The organism is Streptomyces hygroscopicus (genome assembly GCF_026168105.1).
GTDB lineage: Bacteria > Actinomycetota > Actinomycetes > Streptomycetales > Streptomycetaceae > Streptomyces > Streptomyces hygroscopicus_D.
Genome location: NZ_LBMW01000083.1, coordinates 1 through 16,201, shown reverse-complemented (window position 1 = coordinate 16,201; position 16,201 = coordinate 1). Strand labels below are relative to the sequence as shown.

Sequence of the window (16,201 nt, the reverse complement as noted above, 5' to 3'; positions counted from 1 at the left end):
TATGAGGTCACGGTCGCCGGCCGGTGCACGCGATGGCACCGCTCGAAAGGCCGACGATTCAGAGTGAGGACAGCCGAAGCGTCAATCGGGGATCGGGTCAGACCCTCGAGCGGTGCCGCCCCATCCTCACAGTCGGGGATCTTGCTGGTCGAGGTCAGCTGCCGAGGGTTCGCCAGGACTTCGACCGGGGGATCTCGTTCTGGTCCAGGAAGGTCTGGAAGGCGGTCGGCGGTCTTGGTGAGGAGACATCCTCGGTGTCTGGCTGGCTGCTGAGGTGTTCGATGTTCACGGCGATGGCCGTGAGGACGTGTTGCAGGTGGGCTTTCGGGTGTCCTCGGTAGCGGCAGTGGCGCATGCCGTGTCCGTGTCCGGGGGCGAACTCGTTGATGGTGTCCTCGACTCCGGAGCGGACCGCGTAGCGGGTCTTCCAGTCGGGGGTCTGCTGCTCGGCGCGGACGCGGAGTTGCAGGTCGCGGAGTTCTCGTGGGGGAGAGCACACGGTCCGGGCGCTGTCCGCGGTGGTCGTGCACCGGGTGCGGGCCGGGCAGGGGCGGCACTGGCTCTTGGTGAACCGGGCCACGATCAGCGGTGCGGCGGTGGGCGAGGAGGTCGGGTAGGGGCCGTGCCAGCCCGCTGACCTGGCCCTGGGGGCAGGTGACCTGGCGGCGGTCGAAGTCGATGTGGAAGTCGTCCCGTTCGAAGCCGTCGCTCTTGCGGTGCCGGCGGCCTGAGCCTGGGTCACCCGCCACGCCCCGCACTCGCTGCTTCGGCACCGCCTGCGCCGCGGGTGTCGTGGTGAAGATCTTGCAAAGGACGTGCCTGACTGTCCTGACCTGGTTGGTTCGGGGTACTCGCGCGCTCGAAGGACCGGGGCGGTGCTCCCGGTCGGCGCGGATCAAAGGGCGTGGGAGGTGATCGCCGTGTCGAGCACACAACCGCATGTCACCGGCGGCGACCGCGATGCCGGTCAGGAGCCGGTGAGCGAGCTGGTGCAACGGGCCTCGCAGCAGCTGACCGAGCTGGTGCGCGGTGAACTCCGCTTGGTACAGGCGGAGATGAAGGCCAAGGGCAAGCACTACGGCAAGGGCGGCGGCCTGTTCGGCGGCGCGGGCGTGGTCGGATTCCTGATGCTGCAGGCGCTGGTGGCCACCGCGATCGCCGCCCTGGCGGTGCCGCTGCCGGTGTGGGCCGCGGCGCTGATCGTCACCGCCGTGCTGGGCGTGATCGCCACGGTGATGGCGATGACGGGCAAGAAGCAGGTCAGCCAGGCGGCCCCGCCCATCCCTGAGCAGACCATCGACAGTGTCAGGGCCGACGTGGCCGAGATCAAGGAGAGTGCACACCGATGACCCAGCCGCCGCACGACGAGCCCACCGCCTCCGGCCCGGAGGAGCTGCGTGAGCAGGTCGAGCACACCCGTGCCGAGCTCGGGGAGACAGTCGAGGCGCTCGCGGCCAAGACCGACGTCAAGGCCCGGGTGAAGGACAAGGCCACTCTGGTCAAGGAACAGACGGTGGTCAAGGCCGCAGCGGTGAAGGAACAGACCGCGGTCAAGGCCGGCGAGGTGAAGGCCAAGGCCGCCGACATCGCGCACCAGGTGCAGGACAAGCTGCCCGACCCGGTCAAGGACAAGGCGGCCAACGCTGCCGCGCAGGCCGGGCACCTGTGGGAGGAGAAGGCTCCAGAGCCGGTACGGCAGAAGGCAGCCCAGGGCACCCGAATCGCACGGGACAACCGCGCGGTGCTGCTCGCGGCGGTCTCCGCTGGTGCCCTGGTGCTGTGGCGGGCCTGCCGCCGCAGGAAGGGATGACCCGGATGAAGGCATCGAAGATCGCCTACAAGCCAGTCGGTCTGGCGTTGGGAGCGGTCAGCGGCATGATCGCCGGGGCCCTGTTCAAACAGGCGTGGAAGATGGTCGGCCATGAGGAGGACGCCCCGGACGCCACCGATGAGGAACGGACCTGGGGCGAAGTGCTGCTCGCCGCTACCCTGCAGGGCGCGATCTTCGCCGGGGTCAAGGCGGCTGTCGACCGTACGGGCGCCACCGCCATCCGCGGCCTGACCGGCACCTGGCCCGGCTGAGCACACCGAAGCTCCCCCTTGATCGTGAAGCAGTGTCAGGTGGGAAGTAAGTACACGAAGCGGTAGTCGGAGGAGTTCAAGCGGGACGTCATCGCGCTCATGGCCTCCTTGGGCCGGACGGTGACCGAGGTGTCAGAAATGCTGCCTCCTGAGACCAGGCAACTGCCATGCCGCTGGAATTGCGCACCCGATGAGCGCGGGGAGTGCCTCCGCTGCGAATCAGCTGCCAAGGCGGGAACCTCGGTGGGGGAGGTGTGTGAGCGGGTGCGACGCCAGCGCGCGGGGTGGCGCCAGAGGCCTGCGCTGTCCCGGGTGACGTCTACGTCGACTTCCACGATCAAGTCAGGCTGTACGAGCGGGAGGTTGAGGGTCTCGTTCGTGACCCGGCCAGCCGAGAACGTCCGGCCCGTCCATGGTGCCCGCTCCCGGCGGGGGACCGCAGACCGGCGAGGGTGGCGCCGGCCGCCGAGGGCAGGGTGGTGCTGCGGCCGGTGTACCGCAGGAGCCCGTCGGTATCGAAGCGCCCGAGGAGCAGGCTGCGCGGCGCGGTGAGAGGCCCAGTGACGGCCCCGACGATCGCTGTCTGCGTCTCGCGCACCCTGTACTGCCACCACCCGCGCGCGACGCCGCGGCGGCCCGGCTCGCCGCGTCACCTGTTTCCCGTCCACGCTGAACAGGGCCCGCAACCCGTCCCACTGGGGCTCGGACGCCCAGCCTGATGGCAGAGCAGAGCGGGCTGAGGCACGGGAGTGGCGAGCATCGGCTCAGGCAGCGCCCACGTCACGCATGGCCGCCCCCGTTCGGGTGAGGCGCGTGGTCCGGCCGCGCATGGGGTGGGCGCGTCGGGGATCAGTGTCTGCGGGCCGGGACGACCGGCCCTGACCGAGGCCTGACCGAGGGACGAGAGGCGGATGCACGATGGGGCATGGCGGCAACGTGATCGAGGAACTGACGACCGACCACCGGGAGGTCGAGGAGATCTTCGCCAGGATCCAGGGGATGACCGGCGGGGGCCAGGAGCTGCGTGATCTCGTGGACGAGGTCACCATCGAGCTGGTGCGGCACTCGGTCGCCGAGGAGCAGTATCTGTACCCGGCGGTGCGCGAGCACGTCGAGGGCGGAGACCGGATCGCGGACAAGGAGATCGCGGATCACAGTCGTGTCGAGGAACTCCTCAAGCAGCTGGAGAAGACGAACGCGGACGACTCCCGGATGAGTCCGCTGCTGCAGCAGCTCATGGAGGAGGTGGCCGCTCATGTCGAGGACGAGGAGAACAACCTCTTCCCGATGCTGCGCCAGGCGTGCTCCTCCGAGACGCTCGGCGATCTCGGGGAGAAGATCCGCCGGGCCAAGGCCATGGCCCCGACGCGGCCGCACCCGGCCGCCCCCAGCACGCCGCCGGCGAACAAGCTCCTCGCGCCGGGCGCCGGTCTTGTTGACCGGGCCCGTGACTTCGTCACCGGCCGCGGCAAGTCCTGACCGGCCGTTGGTTTCCCCGACCAGCAGCGGACAGCGGCCCGGGCCGGCAGCGAAGCCGGGCGCAGGCGATCGGTCCCGGCCTGCTGCCCAGCGGGGGCGGGTGATGCACGGTGCCCGGGGCAGCAGCCTGCCTCATCATGATCAGGCCCGTGCATGGGCCGTTCCGGCCCCGGGTCATGTTCCGTGCGACGTACGGGCGAATGGCATACGACGCTGTGTGCGTCGGGGCTGCTTCGGGGAACTCGTCGTCGTCGTGAACGAACCCCCGACACGAGCGGGGTGCCGCAGATGCCGAACCCACGGCAACCCGAACAGCGACGCAGCAGCAAGGGCGGCGCCACAGGGCAGCCCAGCGCCAAGCTCAAGGCACAAGAGGCCCGAGAGAAGGGCGGCCACGCGCATGGCACGGACAAGGGCAGCAAGGGCGGGGGAGGAAGCGGCGGAGTACCGCCGGATCAGCGACCCGAGCATCCGTGACACGAAACGACACGACACGGCGCCGTGTGTCCGTCGCCGATCAACGACGTCGTGAGTCGTCCAGGTACGCAGGAAAGGAAGAGCATCATGCCGGCCGGATCGAGCTCCAAGCGCGAGCGGCAGTACGAGCACATCAAGAAGAGCGCCGAGGACCGCGGCGAGTCGACGAAGCGGGCCAAGGAGATCGCCGCACGGACCGTCAACAAGGAGCGGGCCAGGTCCGGTGAGTCGAAGACCGCCAGCAAGACCTCCACGCGTGACCCGAAGTCGGCGCCCCAGCGCGGTGGGCAGCGCTCCCACAGCGGCGCGGAAGGCCCCACCAAGGATCAGCTGTACGAAGAGGCCAAGAAGCGCAACATTCATGGCCGTTCCACGATGACCAAGCAGCAACTGGAGAACGCGCTGGGCCGCTGACGGCAGCGATTGGTTCCCTGGCAGCCCCACTGCACCGCGAGAGATCCAGGGGCCCGGAAACGGGGGCTTTGAGCGAGGCCGCACAGCCTTGACAAGCGGAGCCTTTAGCCCCGGCACACCCCCGGCGCGGCCTCGGTCGCGATACGGCAGCATCACCGTTGGGATTGCGCCGGCTGTCATGCGTCGTTCGCGGGCAGGCTCCGGGTGTGAGGGTGAAGGTATCGGCTCGTGGACTCGGTGGGCTGTGTCTCCGCAGGCCGACGAGTCCTTCGGCGGCGAACCCCTACCCCACGGAGGCTGTGGACAGCCACGCCGACAAGCTCTCCGGACCGCTGCAGGAGCTGGAGAGCCCCGGTCGGATCAGGCACCTGGAGTCCCAGGTCTCCCAGCTTCAGCAGGCAGTCACCTCGCACGCGATGATCGGCCAGGCGATCGGCGTCATCGGGGCCGTGGGCCGGATGACGCCCGACGAGGCATGGCACGCCCTGAGCGAGACCTCGATGTACGAACATCAGGCTGCGTCACGTGGCGGAGCTCGTGGTCACCTGGGGGCAGGGCGGAAGAGATGTCGCGGCCAACGTGCGGGACGAACTCTCGCGCAGGCTCAAGCGCCAGGCCCTGCATTGACCAACCGGTAGACAGCCGTCTCTTCGGCCGAAAAAGGATCCGAGGCCGCTGGTCTCGTGCATGCAGGATCAGCTGTCCGCGACCACGCGCACCGTCGTCAGCTTCCGGTCGGCCGCATCCGGCAGGAACATCCCGGCCGCGACTCCCGTCGTCAGGTATTCCAGCACGGGCTCGGTCAGGCGTTCCCCGGGCAGTACGGCAGGGATCCCGGGCGGATACGGGGTGATCATCTCGGCGGCGACCCTGCCGGGAGCCTCGTCGACCTGGACCTTTGCGTGCCGGGCGAAGTATGCGTCGCGGGGCAGCCGGACCTGCTCCATGCGCAGGTCGTCCGGGGAGGGGACGGTGACCTGGGGGGCGTCCCGCAGATCGGTGGCGTGATCGGCCAGGTCACGCAGGGCTGCGAGGAGGCGTGCGGTGGTCTGCTCGTCGTCGGCGTGGGTGAGTTGGGCGCTGATGCGCCGGTGGTCGAAGAGGTGGACGTCGATGTGATGGTTCTTGCGCAGCCAGTCGGCCGCCCGGTAGCCGGTGGTGCCCAGTTCGCTGATGTCCATCACGAGGGGCAGGGGGTCGAAGTCAGCGGCGAGGTGGGCGCCGCAGAAGTCTCTGGCGTCGTTGACGTGGAAACCGTCGATCGTCTCGACGGCCTGGCGGGTGCGTGTGGCCAGTTCCAGAGCCCGTCCGATGAGTTCGGTGCCGTGCTGGACCATCTGTCGGCGCCAGGCGTCGATGCCGGCGTAGAGGAGGACGTTCGGGCTGGTCGTGCCGAGCAGGTCGGCCCGCGAGGCCAACTCGGCGGGATCGATGAGCTCCCCCTGGAGGTGAAAGACCGAGCCTTGCTCCAGGCCGCTGCCCATCTTGTGGATGCTGGTCACACAGATGTCGGCGTCCGCGTCCATGGCCCACGACGGGAGATCGTCGTGGAAGGGCAGATGCGCTCCCCAGGCTTCGTCCACGATGAGCGGCCTGCCGCGGCGGTGACATACCTGTGCGATGCCTGTGAGGTCGGCGGCGGCTCCGTACGGGGTCGGACTGGTGACCAGGGCCCCGTCGGCATCGGGATACCGGGTGAACGCCTTGTCGTAGGCGTCCGGCGACGGGGGATGGGCGATGTGCCGGACGGCGTCCCACTGGGGCTCCACCCATACCGGCTCGACACCGGACAGGATGAGTCCGGAGATGACCGACTTGTGGGCATCGCGCCCGACGAGAAGCCGGTGGCCGGGACAGGTCACCGCCAGCATGGCGGCCTTCACCGACAGGGAACTGCCGCACGTCGAGAAGAAGGTGTGCTCGGCGTGCACCGCGTCCGCCATGAGCTCCTCGGCCCGCTCCAGAACGCGGTCACGGGCCATCCGGTCGTCAAGCCCACCGTTGGCCAGGACATCACCGAAGAACACGGCGTCCCCCAGCACAGCCCTGGCACGCGGGTCCGCGCCACGCGCCTGCTTGTGCCCAGGCGGTGTGAAACCCAGCTCGTCGGCGTCGTGATAGCGGGCGAGCGCGTCGAGGACGGGCGCATCGTCATGGTTCAGACCCATGTATGAGCCGTTCCCGAAACCGCGGGGGACATGTCCCCTGAGCGGTCCGGACGAGTGGGAGGCGGCGGTGTGCGGATCGCTGCTTCGATAGACGGCTCCCGCGCCCTTGGATCCGCATACCGGCGTGAGCGGCGCGCGCTGTTGCCTCGCTGTCGCGCTACGGCTTGGGGGGTTCGTCCCGGTTTCGCGGAGACTTCAGCTGGCCCCTGGAAGCATTCGGTCCCTTGTCGGCCTGTCCGGCGGGGCGTCTGGTCACGTCGTCGGGCCGCCCGGCTTCGTCGTGTCCCCGGCCGATGCGCTCCCCGCCTCCCGTCAGCATCTGCTTGAGCTTGTCCATCACGGACATCGTGTCCTCCTTGCCGATTTTCGTTCCCTCCAGGATCGGCGTCGCATGCCGAGGGTGCATCCGCTGTAGCAGGGCAAGGCATGGCCGGCGGCGCCGCCGGCGCCGAGGCCGTGATCCCCCGGTTCCCTCCGCTGAGGAGGCGTGCAGCGACAGTGGGTGGTAGTTGAACGCGCCCCCACCCGGACGTCCGTACCGCACCGAGGGACGGATTATCGGGCGTACCTCGGTGTCAAAGTTCGCAAAGGCATGGAGTTCGCGGGATCCGTACCCGGTGAGGTGGTGGGCCACGTCACGACGGGCTTCCTGGGGGGTACTCGAGGGTCTCCGCCCGGTGGCGTGCGTGCCGGTCGGCTGGTCGGTCGGGTCGTGAAGAGGAGTGTGGGATGGCTGACAGGATTACGGACGTATGGGGAGCCCGGACGCCGTTTGCCGCTGGTGAGCGCTGGCCGATGCGGGTGGATCAGCATCTCCTGGTGGAAGAGGAGCAGGTCGAGCGCTGGGTTCCGTCCGCGTGTGTGCTGTGCTCCAACGGCTGCGGTATGGACATCGCCGTGGCGGACGGGAGGGTCGTGGGGGTGCGCGGCCGGGCCGAGGACCGGGTCAACCGGGGACGACTGGGGCCCAAAGGACTGTTCGGCTGGCAGGCGAACCACTCTCCCGACCGGCTGACCCAGCCGCTGATCCGGCTGGACGGCGAGCTGCGGCCCACGGACTGGGACACCGCCATGGCGGCGGTCGTAGACCGGTCGAGGCAGGTGCCGGCCGAGCACGGGCCCCTGGCGATGGCCTTCTACACCTCCGGGCAGCTGTTCGCCGAGGAGTACTACGCGCAGGCGCTGATCGCCCGCGGCGGTATCGGGACCCCGCATCTGGACGGCAACACGCGGCTGTGCACGGCCACCGCCGAGTGGGCGCTGGTGGAGAGCTTCGGCAGCGACGGCAACCCGGGCTCGTATGCGGACATCGACCTGTGCGACACGCTGCTCCTGGTCGGGCACAACGTGGCGGAGACGCAGACGGTGCTGTGGGCCCGCATGCTCGACCGCCTCCGCGGACCGGACCGCCCCCGGCTGGTGGTCATCGACCCGCGTGCCACGCCTACGGCCCGTGAGGCGGACGTCCACCTGCCGATCCGGCCCGGCACCAACGTGGCCGTCCTGAACGCCATCCTCCACGAACTGATCAGCAACGACTTCCTCGACCGCGAATTCATCGCCGAGCACACGGTCGGTTTCCAGGACCTGGCCGATGTGGTGGCGCCGTACACACCGGAGCACGCCGGGGAGATCTGCCGCGTTCCGGCCGACGCCATCCGGGAGGCGGCCCGCGTGATCGGTACCGGGCAGCGTCTGGTCTCCACCGTCCTGGAGGGGGGGTGTATCAGTCGCACCAGGCCACCGCCGCGGCCGTCCAGGTCAACAACCTCCATCTGCTGCGCGGCATGATCGGCCGGCCCGGCTGCACCGTCTTCCAGATGAAGGGACAGCCCACCGCGCAGAACACCCGCGAGACCGGAGCGAACGGCACCCTGACCGGTTTCCGGAACTGGCAGAACGACGACCACGTATCGGAGATCGCGCGGGCGTGGAACGTGGACGCGGCGCAGATCCCGCACTGGTCACCGCCCACCCACGCCATGGAGATCTTCCGGCACTGCGAGGACGGGTCCATCAGGTTCTTGTGGGTGACGGGCACCAATCCGGCCGTCTCCCTGCCACAACTGCACCGGATCCGGTCCATCTTCGGCCAGGACCGGCTGTTCCTGGTCGTCTCCGACGCGTTCCCCACCGAGACCACGGCCCTGGCCGATGTCGTCCTGCCGGCCGCCCTGTGGGGCGAGGAGACCGGCTGCTACACCAACGCCGACCGGACCGTGCACCTTTCGGACAAGGCCGTCGACCCGCCCGGCCAGGCCCGCCCCGACTTCGACATCCTCCTCGACTACGCCCGCCGCATGGACCTGCGCGACCGCGGCGGCCTTCCCCTGTTGCCCTGGACACCCCGAACAGGCGTGGACGGCCTTCACCGCGCTCACCCGAGGCCGCGTCTGCGACCAGAGCGCCCTCACCTACCACAAGCTCCGCAACAGCCAGGGAATCCAGTGGCCGTGCACCGAGCAGGCTCCCCAGGGCACCGAACGCCTCTACACCGACCACACCTTCCCCACCCGGCCTGAGACGTGTACGGACTACGGGCACGACCTGGCCACCGGCGCGCAGAACGAGGCCGACGAATACCGCGCCCACGACCCGGACGGCCGCGCCATCCTCAAAGCCGCCTCCTACCTGCCGCCCCACGAAGAGACGGACGCGGACCACCCGCTCCAGCTCACCACCGGCCGCAAGGTCTACCACTGGCACACCCGCACCAAGACCAGCCGGGCCCCCGAACTTGAGGCCGCCGCCCCCGACGTCTGGGTCGAACTCCACCCCGGCGACGCCGCCGACTACGGAATCGCCGAAGGCGACCTCGTCCTGGTCACCTCCCGCCAAGGCACCACGGTGGAAGCACCCGCCGTCCTGACCGGCACCCGCCCCGGGGTCGTCTTCCTTCCCTTCCACTACGGCTACTTTGACCAGGCCGTCCCCGAACGGCACACCCGGGCCGCCAACGAACTGACCCGCACCGAGTGGGACCCCGTCTCCAAACAGCCGATCTACAAGGTGACCGCCGTCCGCGTCGACAAACTCACCGACGCCCGCATCGCCCGGACCGGAAGGCGCTGACTGCCATGAACAAGATCGGTCTGCTGCTTGGTGAACTTCACGACGCCGAATGCGACCTCGCCACCGAATACCGGGCCGTCGCCGGCCGCCAGGCCGCCGACGCAGGGACCCACTACCCCTGTCTCACCCTCGCCCAGAAGTGCGACACGCACGCCACCCGCATCCGAGAGATGGCCGACCGCTACGCCAAGGACCTCTCCGAACCACACCAGTCCCACACTGTCGCCGCTGCCGCGGACGCCATCCGGCACAAGACCTCCGAACTCCTCGGCCACCACCCGCAATCCGGGCTCCTCCTCCTGCGCGATCTGCGCCAGCTGTATGTGATGGCCCAGGCGGTCGGCGTCCACTGGATTCTCCTCGGCCAGGTCGCCCAAGCCATACGCGATGCGAGCCTGTTCGACGAGGTCACTGCCCTCCACAAGGAAACCCTCACCCAGGTCAAATGGCTCACGACCCGACTCAAGGACGCCGCACCCCAAGCCCTGGCCACCCGTGACTGAGACCTCACCACCACCACGACGCCGTCGTGGAACTCTGGCACCCGCCGGGCGACCGCCGCGTTACCGCGACGGACATCGCCTGGCCTGCTGTGCTGACCGCGCGGTTGAATGCACTGCGGGCAGGGCAGGGCAGGGCCTGATTCGCAGCGGAGACCTGCTGGCATCCGTACGCGGCCGGCGGTTCGACTTGGTGATAAGCAGCCCGCCCTACGTCCCGGCGCCTCACAGGGCGAGCGACACCGGTGCCCCCGTCAAAGCAAGCGACGCCTGGAAACCGGTCAGGACGGGCGCGCGGTCCTGGACTGCATCTGTGACGACCTTACAGGCGTGCAGGGCCTGAGTCTGAGGGGTCACCGGCGCCTGCTTCTGGTGCATCCGCCACCGCGACTGACCAGCCTGGGGCAACAGCGGGGCGGTCGAAGCCATTGACGCAGGCTTCGACCGCCCCACGTGAGTCTGCGGACATGCCATGGCTGCCACAGGCGGCCCCGGCCGCCTGCGCTGTCCGCAGCTCGCCGGCGTGTGCCGAGGCGGCGCGGTTCTCGGCGCAGCCCGGCTCACTGAGCCCGTCGGCCGGGGCGTCGGCCGGGCGCTGTGCGGTCTGTCAGCCCAGGTCCGCCAGGAGGGCGTTCAGTTCGCTCTCCTGCTGCGCCGGCGACATCGGCGGGTTCGGGTGATCGATACCGAAGGTCTTGAGCACTTTGTCCATCTGGGCGTCGATGGAGGTCCAGCCGGTTCCGTCCAGCGGCTGCAGCGAGGCCTGGTCGGCATCCCACAGGTCACGCAGCGACTGGGCGGCCGCGTGGGCCCCGGCCGCGTTCCCCGAGCGGGCGTCCTTGAGCGAGGTGGATGCGAGGGTCCGAAGCGCGCTGACCTTCGCGGGCGGGAAGTGCTTCACGGCCTGGCCGGGAGCCAGCTGGACGGCGGAGGTGGTGTCGGTCTCCGGCGCCGGGCCGACGTGCGGCTGACCGTGGGCCCAGACCAGCAGGGCCGCGGTGGCGACGGCCAGCAATCCGAAGGCGGCAACCGCGATGCGCTCCTTGCGCGGGTCGCTGGTGACCTGTGCGGCGTGGGTCGCCTCGTAGGTCTCGGTCACATCCGCGCGCGTCACCGTCAGGTAGACCACCGTCGCCAGGATCAGGCCGAGGAAGATCAGACTGGTGGTGAACGTGCCCAGCGCGAGACCGGTCGGGTCGCCCGGGTTCTGGGCGACCTTGGGGGAGGCGAGCCAGTCGCCGATGTTCGCGCCCAGCGGGCGGGTCAGGATGTAGGCGAGCCAGAAGGACAGCACCGGGTTCGCGCCGAACCTCCACAGCGCCGTGATCGCCGCGATGAGGCCGAGCGGCAGCAACACGGAGACGCCCGGGCTCCAGCCGGTCAGCTCCAGAGTCCAGTCGCCGGTCGCGGTGCCGAGCGCGAAGGTGACCAGGACAGTCAGCCAGTAGAACGACTCCCGCGAGAGCGTGGTGACCGAGTGGATCGACAGCGTGCGCTCCCGCAGCCACCACACGCCGAAGACCACCGCGAGCAGCACCGAGAAGACCGCGGAACTGATCCACAGTGGCACGTTCAGCTGGTCGGTCAGGATGTCGGTGTACAAGGTGCCCGTGACGCTGACAACGACCACGGTCAGCCAGTAGGGGAACGGGACGTACCGCTTCAGCCGCAGCTGGACGGCCAGGACCACCACGAAAACCGCGGTGAAGATCCAGGCCGTGTTCATCAGGCCGACGCCCAGCTGGGTGTTGATCCAGTCGGCGAAGCTCTCACCGACCGTCGTGCACAGGACCTTGATCACCCAGAACCAGATGGTGACCTCGGGGACCTTGTTGAGCATGAGCCGCCCGCTGCGCGTGCGTGCTTCCGTTGTGGTTGTCATGCAGTGAGATTTACGCGGGGAACCTGCACGCAACCTGACTACGTGGCCGCACACGCGGCCGGGAGCGTCACCTCGACGTGACCGCAGCCGTCCGCGATCGCGCGGACCTCCACACCGGCCGAGGCGGCGATGCGCCGGACCACCGGCAGCCCAAGCCCGTACCCGCTGCCGCCGGTCACACCCGCTTCGAAGACCCGGTCGACCTCCGCGGGATCGAACCCGGGGCCGTCGTCCAGGACATCGACCACGATTGCCTCACCCTGGATGCGCGCGGTGATCCACACACGCGACCGCGCGTGCCGCAGGCCATTCTCAAGCAGGGGTGACAGCAGCGACACGGCGACGTCGGCCGCCACGGCGACCTCGGCCTTCGCGGGAAGGGCGACCTCGACCGTGCGGCCGGCGATCGCCTGCCGTGCGGCGGAGCGCAGATCGCACCGGGTCCCGTCGTCTGTCCGTGCGCGCGCGGCGCGCAGAATCGTCGTGACCGCCGCATCGAGGCGGTCGACCTCGCTCAGCACGGCCTCCGGCGCCACCGGCTCGCCGGACAGCTGCGCCAGCTGCGCCTCGCCCCGCAGGGCCGTGAGCGGTGTCCGAAGCTCGTGGGCGATCTCATCGGTGAGCCGGCGCTCGTCCGCCAGCGCGTTGTCGACGCGCTCCAGGAGGTGGTCCAGGGTCCGCCCCAGTTCCCCGAACTCGTCGCGGGGGACTCCGAGGTTGAAGCGGCGCCCGGGTTCGTGATGGCCCCAGTCGTCGGCGAGCGCGGCCATCTCGTGCACGACCCGCAGCGCGCGGCGCACCACGAGGTGCGCGACACCGCCGGCGAGGAGGATCGCGAGGCCGCCCAGTATCAGCGACAAGGTCAGGCTGCGCTGCTCGGACGTCTCGTAGGGCGTGAGGTCCACCCGGACGATCACCATGACGTGGTGGCCGTCGATCGGGATCTGCCGCGCGTACAGGAGGTAGTTGTCGACGGCGGCGGTCTGCGATCGCCGTGAGCGTGCCAGCGCCTCGACGCGCTCGACCACGCTTGCCGGTACGTTCCCGTCGATCAGGCGGCCGTCGGCATACACCCAGGCGACCTCGTCCAGCGCCTCGCTGCTGTTCTCCGTCAGCACGACACGGCCGCCCGCGGCAGTGACGTTCACCGCGACCGCCTCGGCGCGGGTACGCGCCAGGTCGTGCGCGTCGGCGTCCGTCACCCTGCTCAGCAGCACGTGCGAGACCACGACCAGTATCGCGACCACGGCGGTGGCGATCAGCACAGTGAGCGCGACGACGCCCCTGCGGAAGCCCGTCACTGCCATCGGTAGCCCACGCCGCGGACGGTCGCCAGACGCTCGGCCACACCCAGCGGACCGAGCTTGGTCCGCAGCCGGCGCACGAAGGAGTCGAGGGTGTTGTCGTTGACCTGCGCTCCGTGCGGCCAGCCGGCAGCGATGAGGGCGTGGCGGCGTACCGCGTCGCCCTGCGAGGCGATCAGGCGGCCCAGTAGCCGGAACTCGGTCGGGGTCAGGCTCATGCTCACCGAATCGTAGGTCACCACGTGCTTCGCCGGATCGAGGACGACCTCGCGCGGTGCGAGCGCCACGGCGGCCCGGCGCAGTAGCGCTCGAACGCGGACCAGCAGTTCCGGGATGTCGAAGGGTTTGGTCATGTAGTCGTCGGCGCCGGCCTCGAAGCCGCCCACCTTGTGATGCAGGCCGTCCAAGGCGGTGAGCATCAACACCGGCGCGTCGACGCCGCGAGCCCGGAGCGCCAGGCAGACGTCGCGGCCGTCGGCATCCGGGAGCCCGAGATCCAGGACGACCAGATGGGGCGCTGGTGCGAGCTGCCGCAGCAGGCTGTCGGCCGTGGCGGCGACGGAGACGGTGTGGCCGTCGTGCTCCAGGGCGCGCTTGAGGACGCTGCGGACCGCCGCGTCGTCTTCGCACACCATGATGAAAGCCACGGGCTGACCCTAGATACTCCCGTCCCAGTTCTCCATCTTCCCTGGTCAGCCGCCTGACGGTCGGGAGCAGGCCGCTGGTGCCGCACGCCTGCCCTGCCATGAAGCCGCGACGGTCGGGCGCGACCGGCCGAGCCGCAGCAGCGGGGTTCGAGGGAGGACCACAATGGGTCGCATGGACACTGTGCAGGAGTACATCGACGCCATTGCGCCAGGTCACCGCTCGCTCTTCGCCCGGGTGAGCGGGCTGATCCTGGACGAATTCCCGCAGGCGAGCGTGACGCTGTCGTACAGAATGCCCACCTACCGGGTCGAAAGGCGCAGACTGCACATCGGTGTCTGGCAGCACGGCGTCTCGATCTACGGGTGGGGAACAGACCGCGATGGTGGCTTCACCTCCCGCCATCCCACACTCATCAGCGGAAAGGCCACCATTCGGCTGCGGTCCACGGACATGGCGGCCGTCACTGACGATGAACTGCGCGCTCTCATCCGTGCCGCGCTGAAGGCCTAACCGGGGACCCGGCCCTGCACGCAGGCACAGCCAGGCGGACCCTGGACGGCCCGACCGCGTTCCGCCCTCGGGGTTGGATGTGCGGTGACGTCTTTGAAACGCACTTCGCCTGACACCCCAGGCAGAGGGGACCGGCGCCCCTACAGCAGCCCGCCCAGCGGCAGGACCCGCTCGGCGAGCTGTCCACGCAGTCTTCCTCCAGCGGTGCCGGCTTCGGTGAGCCAGTCGGCGGCGACCAGCAGTTCGGCGTGTTCGGCGATTTGGTTGGGTGGCAGGGCGGTGAACGCGGCGGTCTGGTCCAGGTGGAGTCCGCTGTCCTCGGCGTGTCCGACGCGGCCGTCAGGCGGGTGTGGCCGGCGGTGTACAGGGCCAGGAGCCGGGTTGTGGCGCCCAGTTTCCTTTTGCGGATCTTCCGGTCGCCCACGACTTTCTGGTCCCAGCCGGAGATCCTTCCGCGGGTTGTCTTGCCGAATGCGAACGGGCGGGGCTGCTCGGGCAGCAGCGCGGGGACGGCGACCGCGACGGGATCCTCGGAACGGGAGGCCATCACCTCGGCGACGGTGCCGGGCAAGCACAGCCAGTCGGCGGCGACCAGCCGCTGTACCACCTGCTCGGCATCGTCTGGGAGCCAGCCGGTGAGGTCCTGGCCGGTGACGTTTCCGGTGCCGGCGCGCGCGGCCCGCAGGGTGAGCATGAGCACCGCCAGGCGCACTTCGGCCTCGGGGTGCGGGGCGTGCGCCTGAACGTAGTCCAGCACGGTGCGGGCGTGCACGGCCTGTTGCCGGGTCGGCAGCCGTTCCACCACCGGCTGGTCGCCAGCCGCCGTGTTGCCGGCGGGCTGGCCCGTGCGATTGGCGTGCATCTCGTGGGTGATCTGCGCGGCCTTCTCGGCCCGGTGCGCCTCGTGACGCAGGGAGCCGTCGCCGCTGACGTCGGCCCACAGGCGGAAGGCGCGGGCCTTGCGCTCGTGGAGGTCGGCGAGGAGGGCGAGGTCGGGCTCGGTGCGCTGCTCGTAGGCGCGGAACGCGTCCCCGAGCTCGATGAGCTCCAGGCGCAGGACGCTCGAGCAGGGCCATGCCACCGCGGCCGCTGACCGGTCCGAGGAAGGCGCCGTCATCCGCGCCCTTGATGCCAAAACCCCCGCACTTCAAGGGATCCTGATGGTAGGGCAGCTCGCCTGCACGGAGCGCTCCAGACCTGCGCATGGCGAGGGACGACAGGTCGGCAACCTTGATCAAAAGCTGGGCCACGCTGGCGAGGTGCGCGGTCTCACCGAGAAAACCGATCGCAATCAGGCACAAATCGTTGAGCTGCTGACCCAGCTGATCGGCCGGGACCCAAACGCCGGCCGAACTCTCACGCTTGAACTGCCTGTGGCCCCGGACACCTGCGTGTTCGGGGCCACAGCGGTACGGGCTCGCCGGCAGCCGCAGGTACGCAAGCGCTGCCGGAAGCAGGCCGCCACCGCCACGGGCCACTCTTCTCTCGGCGGCGGCCTCGGCGAAGGACTCGCGGGCCCGCGATGCGGCAGATGCACGCGCCGCACGACCTGCCCTTCCGGGCGCCGTCCTGCGAGTCCTGTCGCTCTGAGAAATCCAGTCAGTGGGGGGCTGCCGGTTTTGTGGCGGGGTTCGTGAGGGCGTCGAGTTGGGCGGCGAGGTGGGG

Annotated in this window: 14 protein-coding genes and 1 pseudogene; 8 read left to right on the top strand and 7 right to left on the bottom strand. The window is 69.6% G+C overall.

Features of this window, described 5'->3' with window-relative positions; genetic code table 11:
* Positions 1 to 154 precede the first annotated feature (154 nt).
* Positions 155 to 580 (bottom strand): transposase, encoded by a 426-nt coding sequence (locus tag AAW14_RS37650; protein WP_265568971.1) that lies wholly within the window; start codon positions 578 to 580, stop codon positions 155 to 157.
* Between the two features lie 340 nt (positions 581 to 920).
* Between AAW14_RS37650 and AAW14_RS37645 the strand changes: the two genes are divergently transcribed.
* The 5 genes from AAW14_RS37645 to AAW14_RS37625 all read left to right on the top strand — a co-directional run bounded on the left by AAW14_RS37645 (position 921) and on the right by AAW14_RS37625 (position 4,452).
* Entirely contained in the window at positions 921 to 1,349 is a 429-nt protein-coding gene (locus tag AAW14_RS37645) for a phage holin family protein (protein WP_265568970.1), read from the top strand.
* Positions 1,346 to 1,810, top strand: coding sequence for a DUF3618 domain-containing protein (locus AAW14_RS37640; RefSeq protein ID WP_265568969.1), 465 nt, complete (start codon positions 1,346 to 1,348; stop codon positions 1,808 to 1,810). The genes AAW14_RS37645 and AAW14_RS37640 overlap by 4 nt, the downstream gene beginning before the upstream one ends.
* A gap of 5 nt (positions 1,811 to 1,815) precedes the next feature.
* The gene (locus AAW14_RS37635; protein WP_265568967.1) at positions 1,816 to 2,082 is read left to right on the top strand and encodes a DUF4235 domain-containing protein; all 267 of its coding nucleotides are present in this window, start codon (positions 1,816 to 1,818) and stop codon (positions 2,080 to 2,082) included.
* Positions 2,083 to 3,000: 918 nt separating this feature from the next.
* On the top strand, positions 3,001 to 3,561 hold the full coding sequence (locus tag AAW14_RS37630) for a hemerythrin domain-containing protein (protein ID WP_265568966.1): 561 nt from the start codon (positions 3,001 to 3,003) through the stop codon (positions 3,559 to 3,561).
* 564 nt (positions 3,562 to 4,125) lie between these two features.
* Positions 4,126 to 4,452, top strand: coding sequence for a plasmid stabilization protein (locus AAW14_RS37625; RefSeq protein WP_265568965.1), 327 nt, complete (start codon positions 4,126 to 4,128; stop codon positions 4,450 to 4,452).
* 695 nt (positions 4,453 to 5,147) lie between these two features.
* Here AAW14_RS37625 and AAW14_RS37615 read toward each other — a convergent pair.
* Together AAW14_RS37615 and AAW14_RS37610 are read right to left on the bottom strand one after the other, a co-directional pair.
* Positions 5,148 to 6,620, bottom strand: coding sequence for an aminotransferase class I/II-fold pyridoxal phosphate-dependent enzyme (locus AAW14_RS37615; protein WP_265568964.1), 1,473 nt, complete (start codon positions 6,618 to 6,620; stop codon positions 5,148 to 5,150).
* A gap of 157 nt (positions 6,621 to 6,777) precedes the next feature.
* Positions 6,778 to 6,966, bottom strand: coding sequence for a hypothetical protein (locus tag AAW14_RS37610; RefSeq protein ID WP_265568963.1), 189 nt, complete (start codon positions 6,964 to 6,966; stop codon positions 6,778 to 6,780).
* Between the two features lie 383 nt (positions 6,967 to 7,349).
* Here AAW14_RS37610 and AAW14_RS37605 point away from each other — a divergent pair.
* Positions 7,350 to 9,692: pseudogene (locus tag AAW14_RS37605) on the top strand (molybdopterin oxidoreductase family protein).
* A gap of 5 nt (positions 9,693 to 9,697) precedes the next feature.
* Positions 9,698 to 10,195, top strand: coding sequence for a hypothetical protein (locus AAW14_RS37600; RefSeq protein ID WP_265568962.1), 498 nt, complete (start codon positions 9,698 to 9,700; stop codon positions 10,193 to 10,195).
* Positions 10,196 to 10,799: 604 nt separating this feature from the next.
* Here the strand turns inward: AAW14_RS37600 and AAW14_RS37595 are convergent.
* Genes AAW14_RS37595 through AAW14_RS37585 form a run of 3 tightly spaced genes read right to left on the bottom strand, consistent with a single transcriptional unit; the run spans position 10,800 to position 14,025 of the window.
* Complete coding sequence (locus AAW14_RS37595; RefSeq protein WP_265568961.1) at positions 10,800 to 12,074, bottom strand: hypothetical protein; 1,275 nt, start codon at positions 12,072 to 12,074, stop codon at positions 10,800 to 10,802.
* 38 nt (positions 12,075 to 12,112) lie between these two features.
* Positions 12,113 to 13,381: a sensor histidine kinase gene (locus AAW14_RS37590; RefSeq protein ID WP_265568960.1), complete on the bottom strand. Its 1,269-nt coding sequence runs from the start codon at positions 13,379 to 13,381 to the stop codon at positions 12,113 to 12,115.
* Positions 13,372 to 14,025, bottom strand: a complete 654-nt coding sequence (locus AAW14_RS37585; protein ID WP_265568959.1) for a response regulator transcription factor — start codon at positions 14,023 to 14,025, stop codon at positions 13,372 to 13,374. The genes AAW14_RS37590 and AAW14_RS37585 overlap by 10 nt, the downstream gene beginning before the upstream one ends.
* 172 nt (positions 14,026 to 14,197) lie before the next feature.
* On the opposite strand from AAW14_RS37585, the gene AAW14_RS37580 reads away from it, so the two are divergent.
* The gene (locus AAW14_RS37580; protein WP_265568958.1) at positions 14,198 to 14,536 is read left to right on the top strand and encodes a DUF1801 domain-containing protein; all 339 of its coding nucleotides are present in this window, start codon (positions 14,198 to 14,200) and stop codon (positions 14,534 to 14,536) included.
* Here the strand turns inward: AAW14_RS37580 and AAW14_RS37575 are convergent.
* Complete coding sequence (locus AAW14_RS37575) at positions 14,511 to 15,653, bottom strand: hypothetical protein (RefSeq protein ID WP_265568957.1); 1,143 nt, start codon at positions 15,651 to 15,653, stop codon at positions 14,511 to 14,513. The genes AAW14_RS37580 and AAW14_RS37575 overlap by 26 nt on opposite strands.
* Between the last annotated feature and the right edge of the window lie 548 nt (positions 15,654 to 16,201).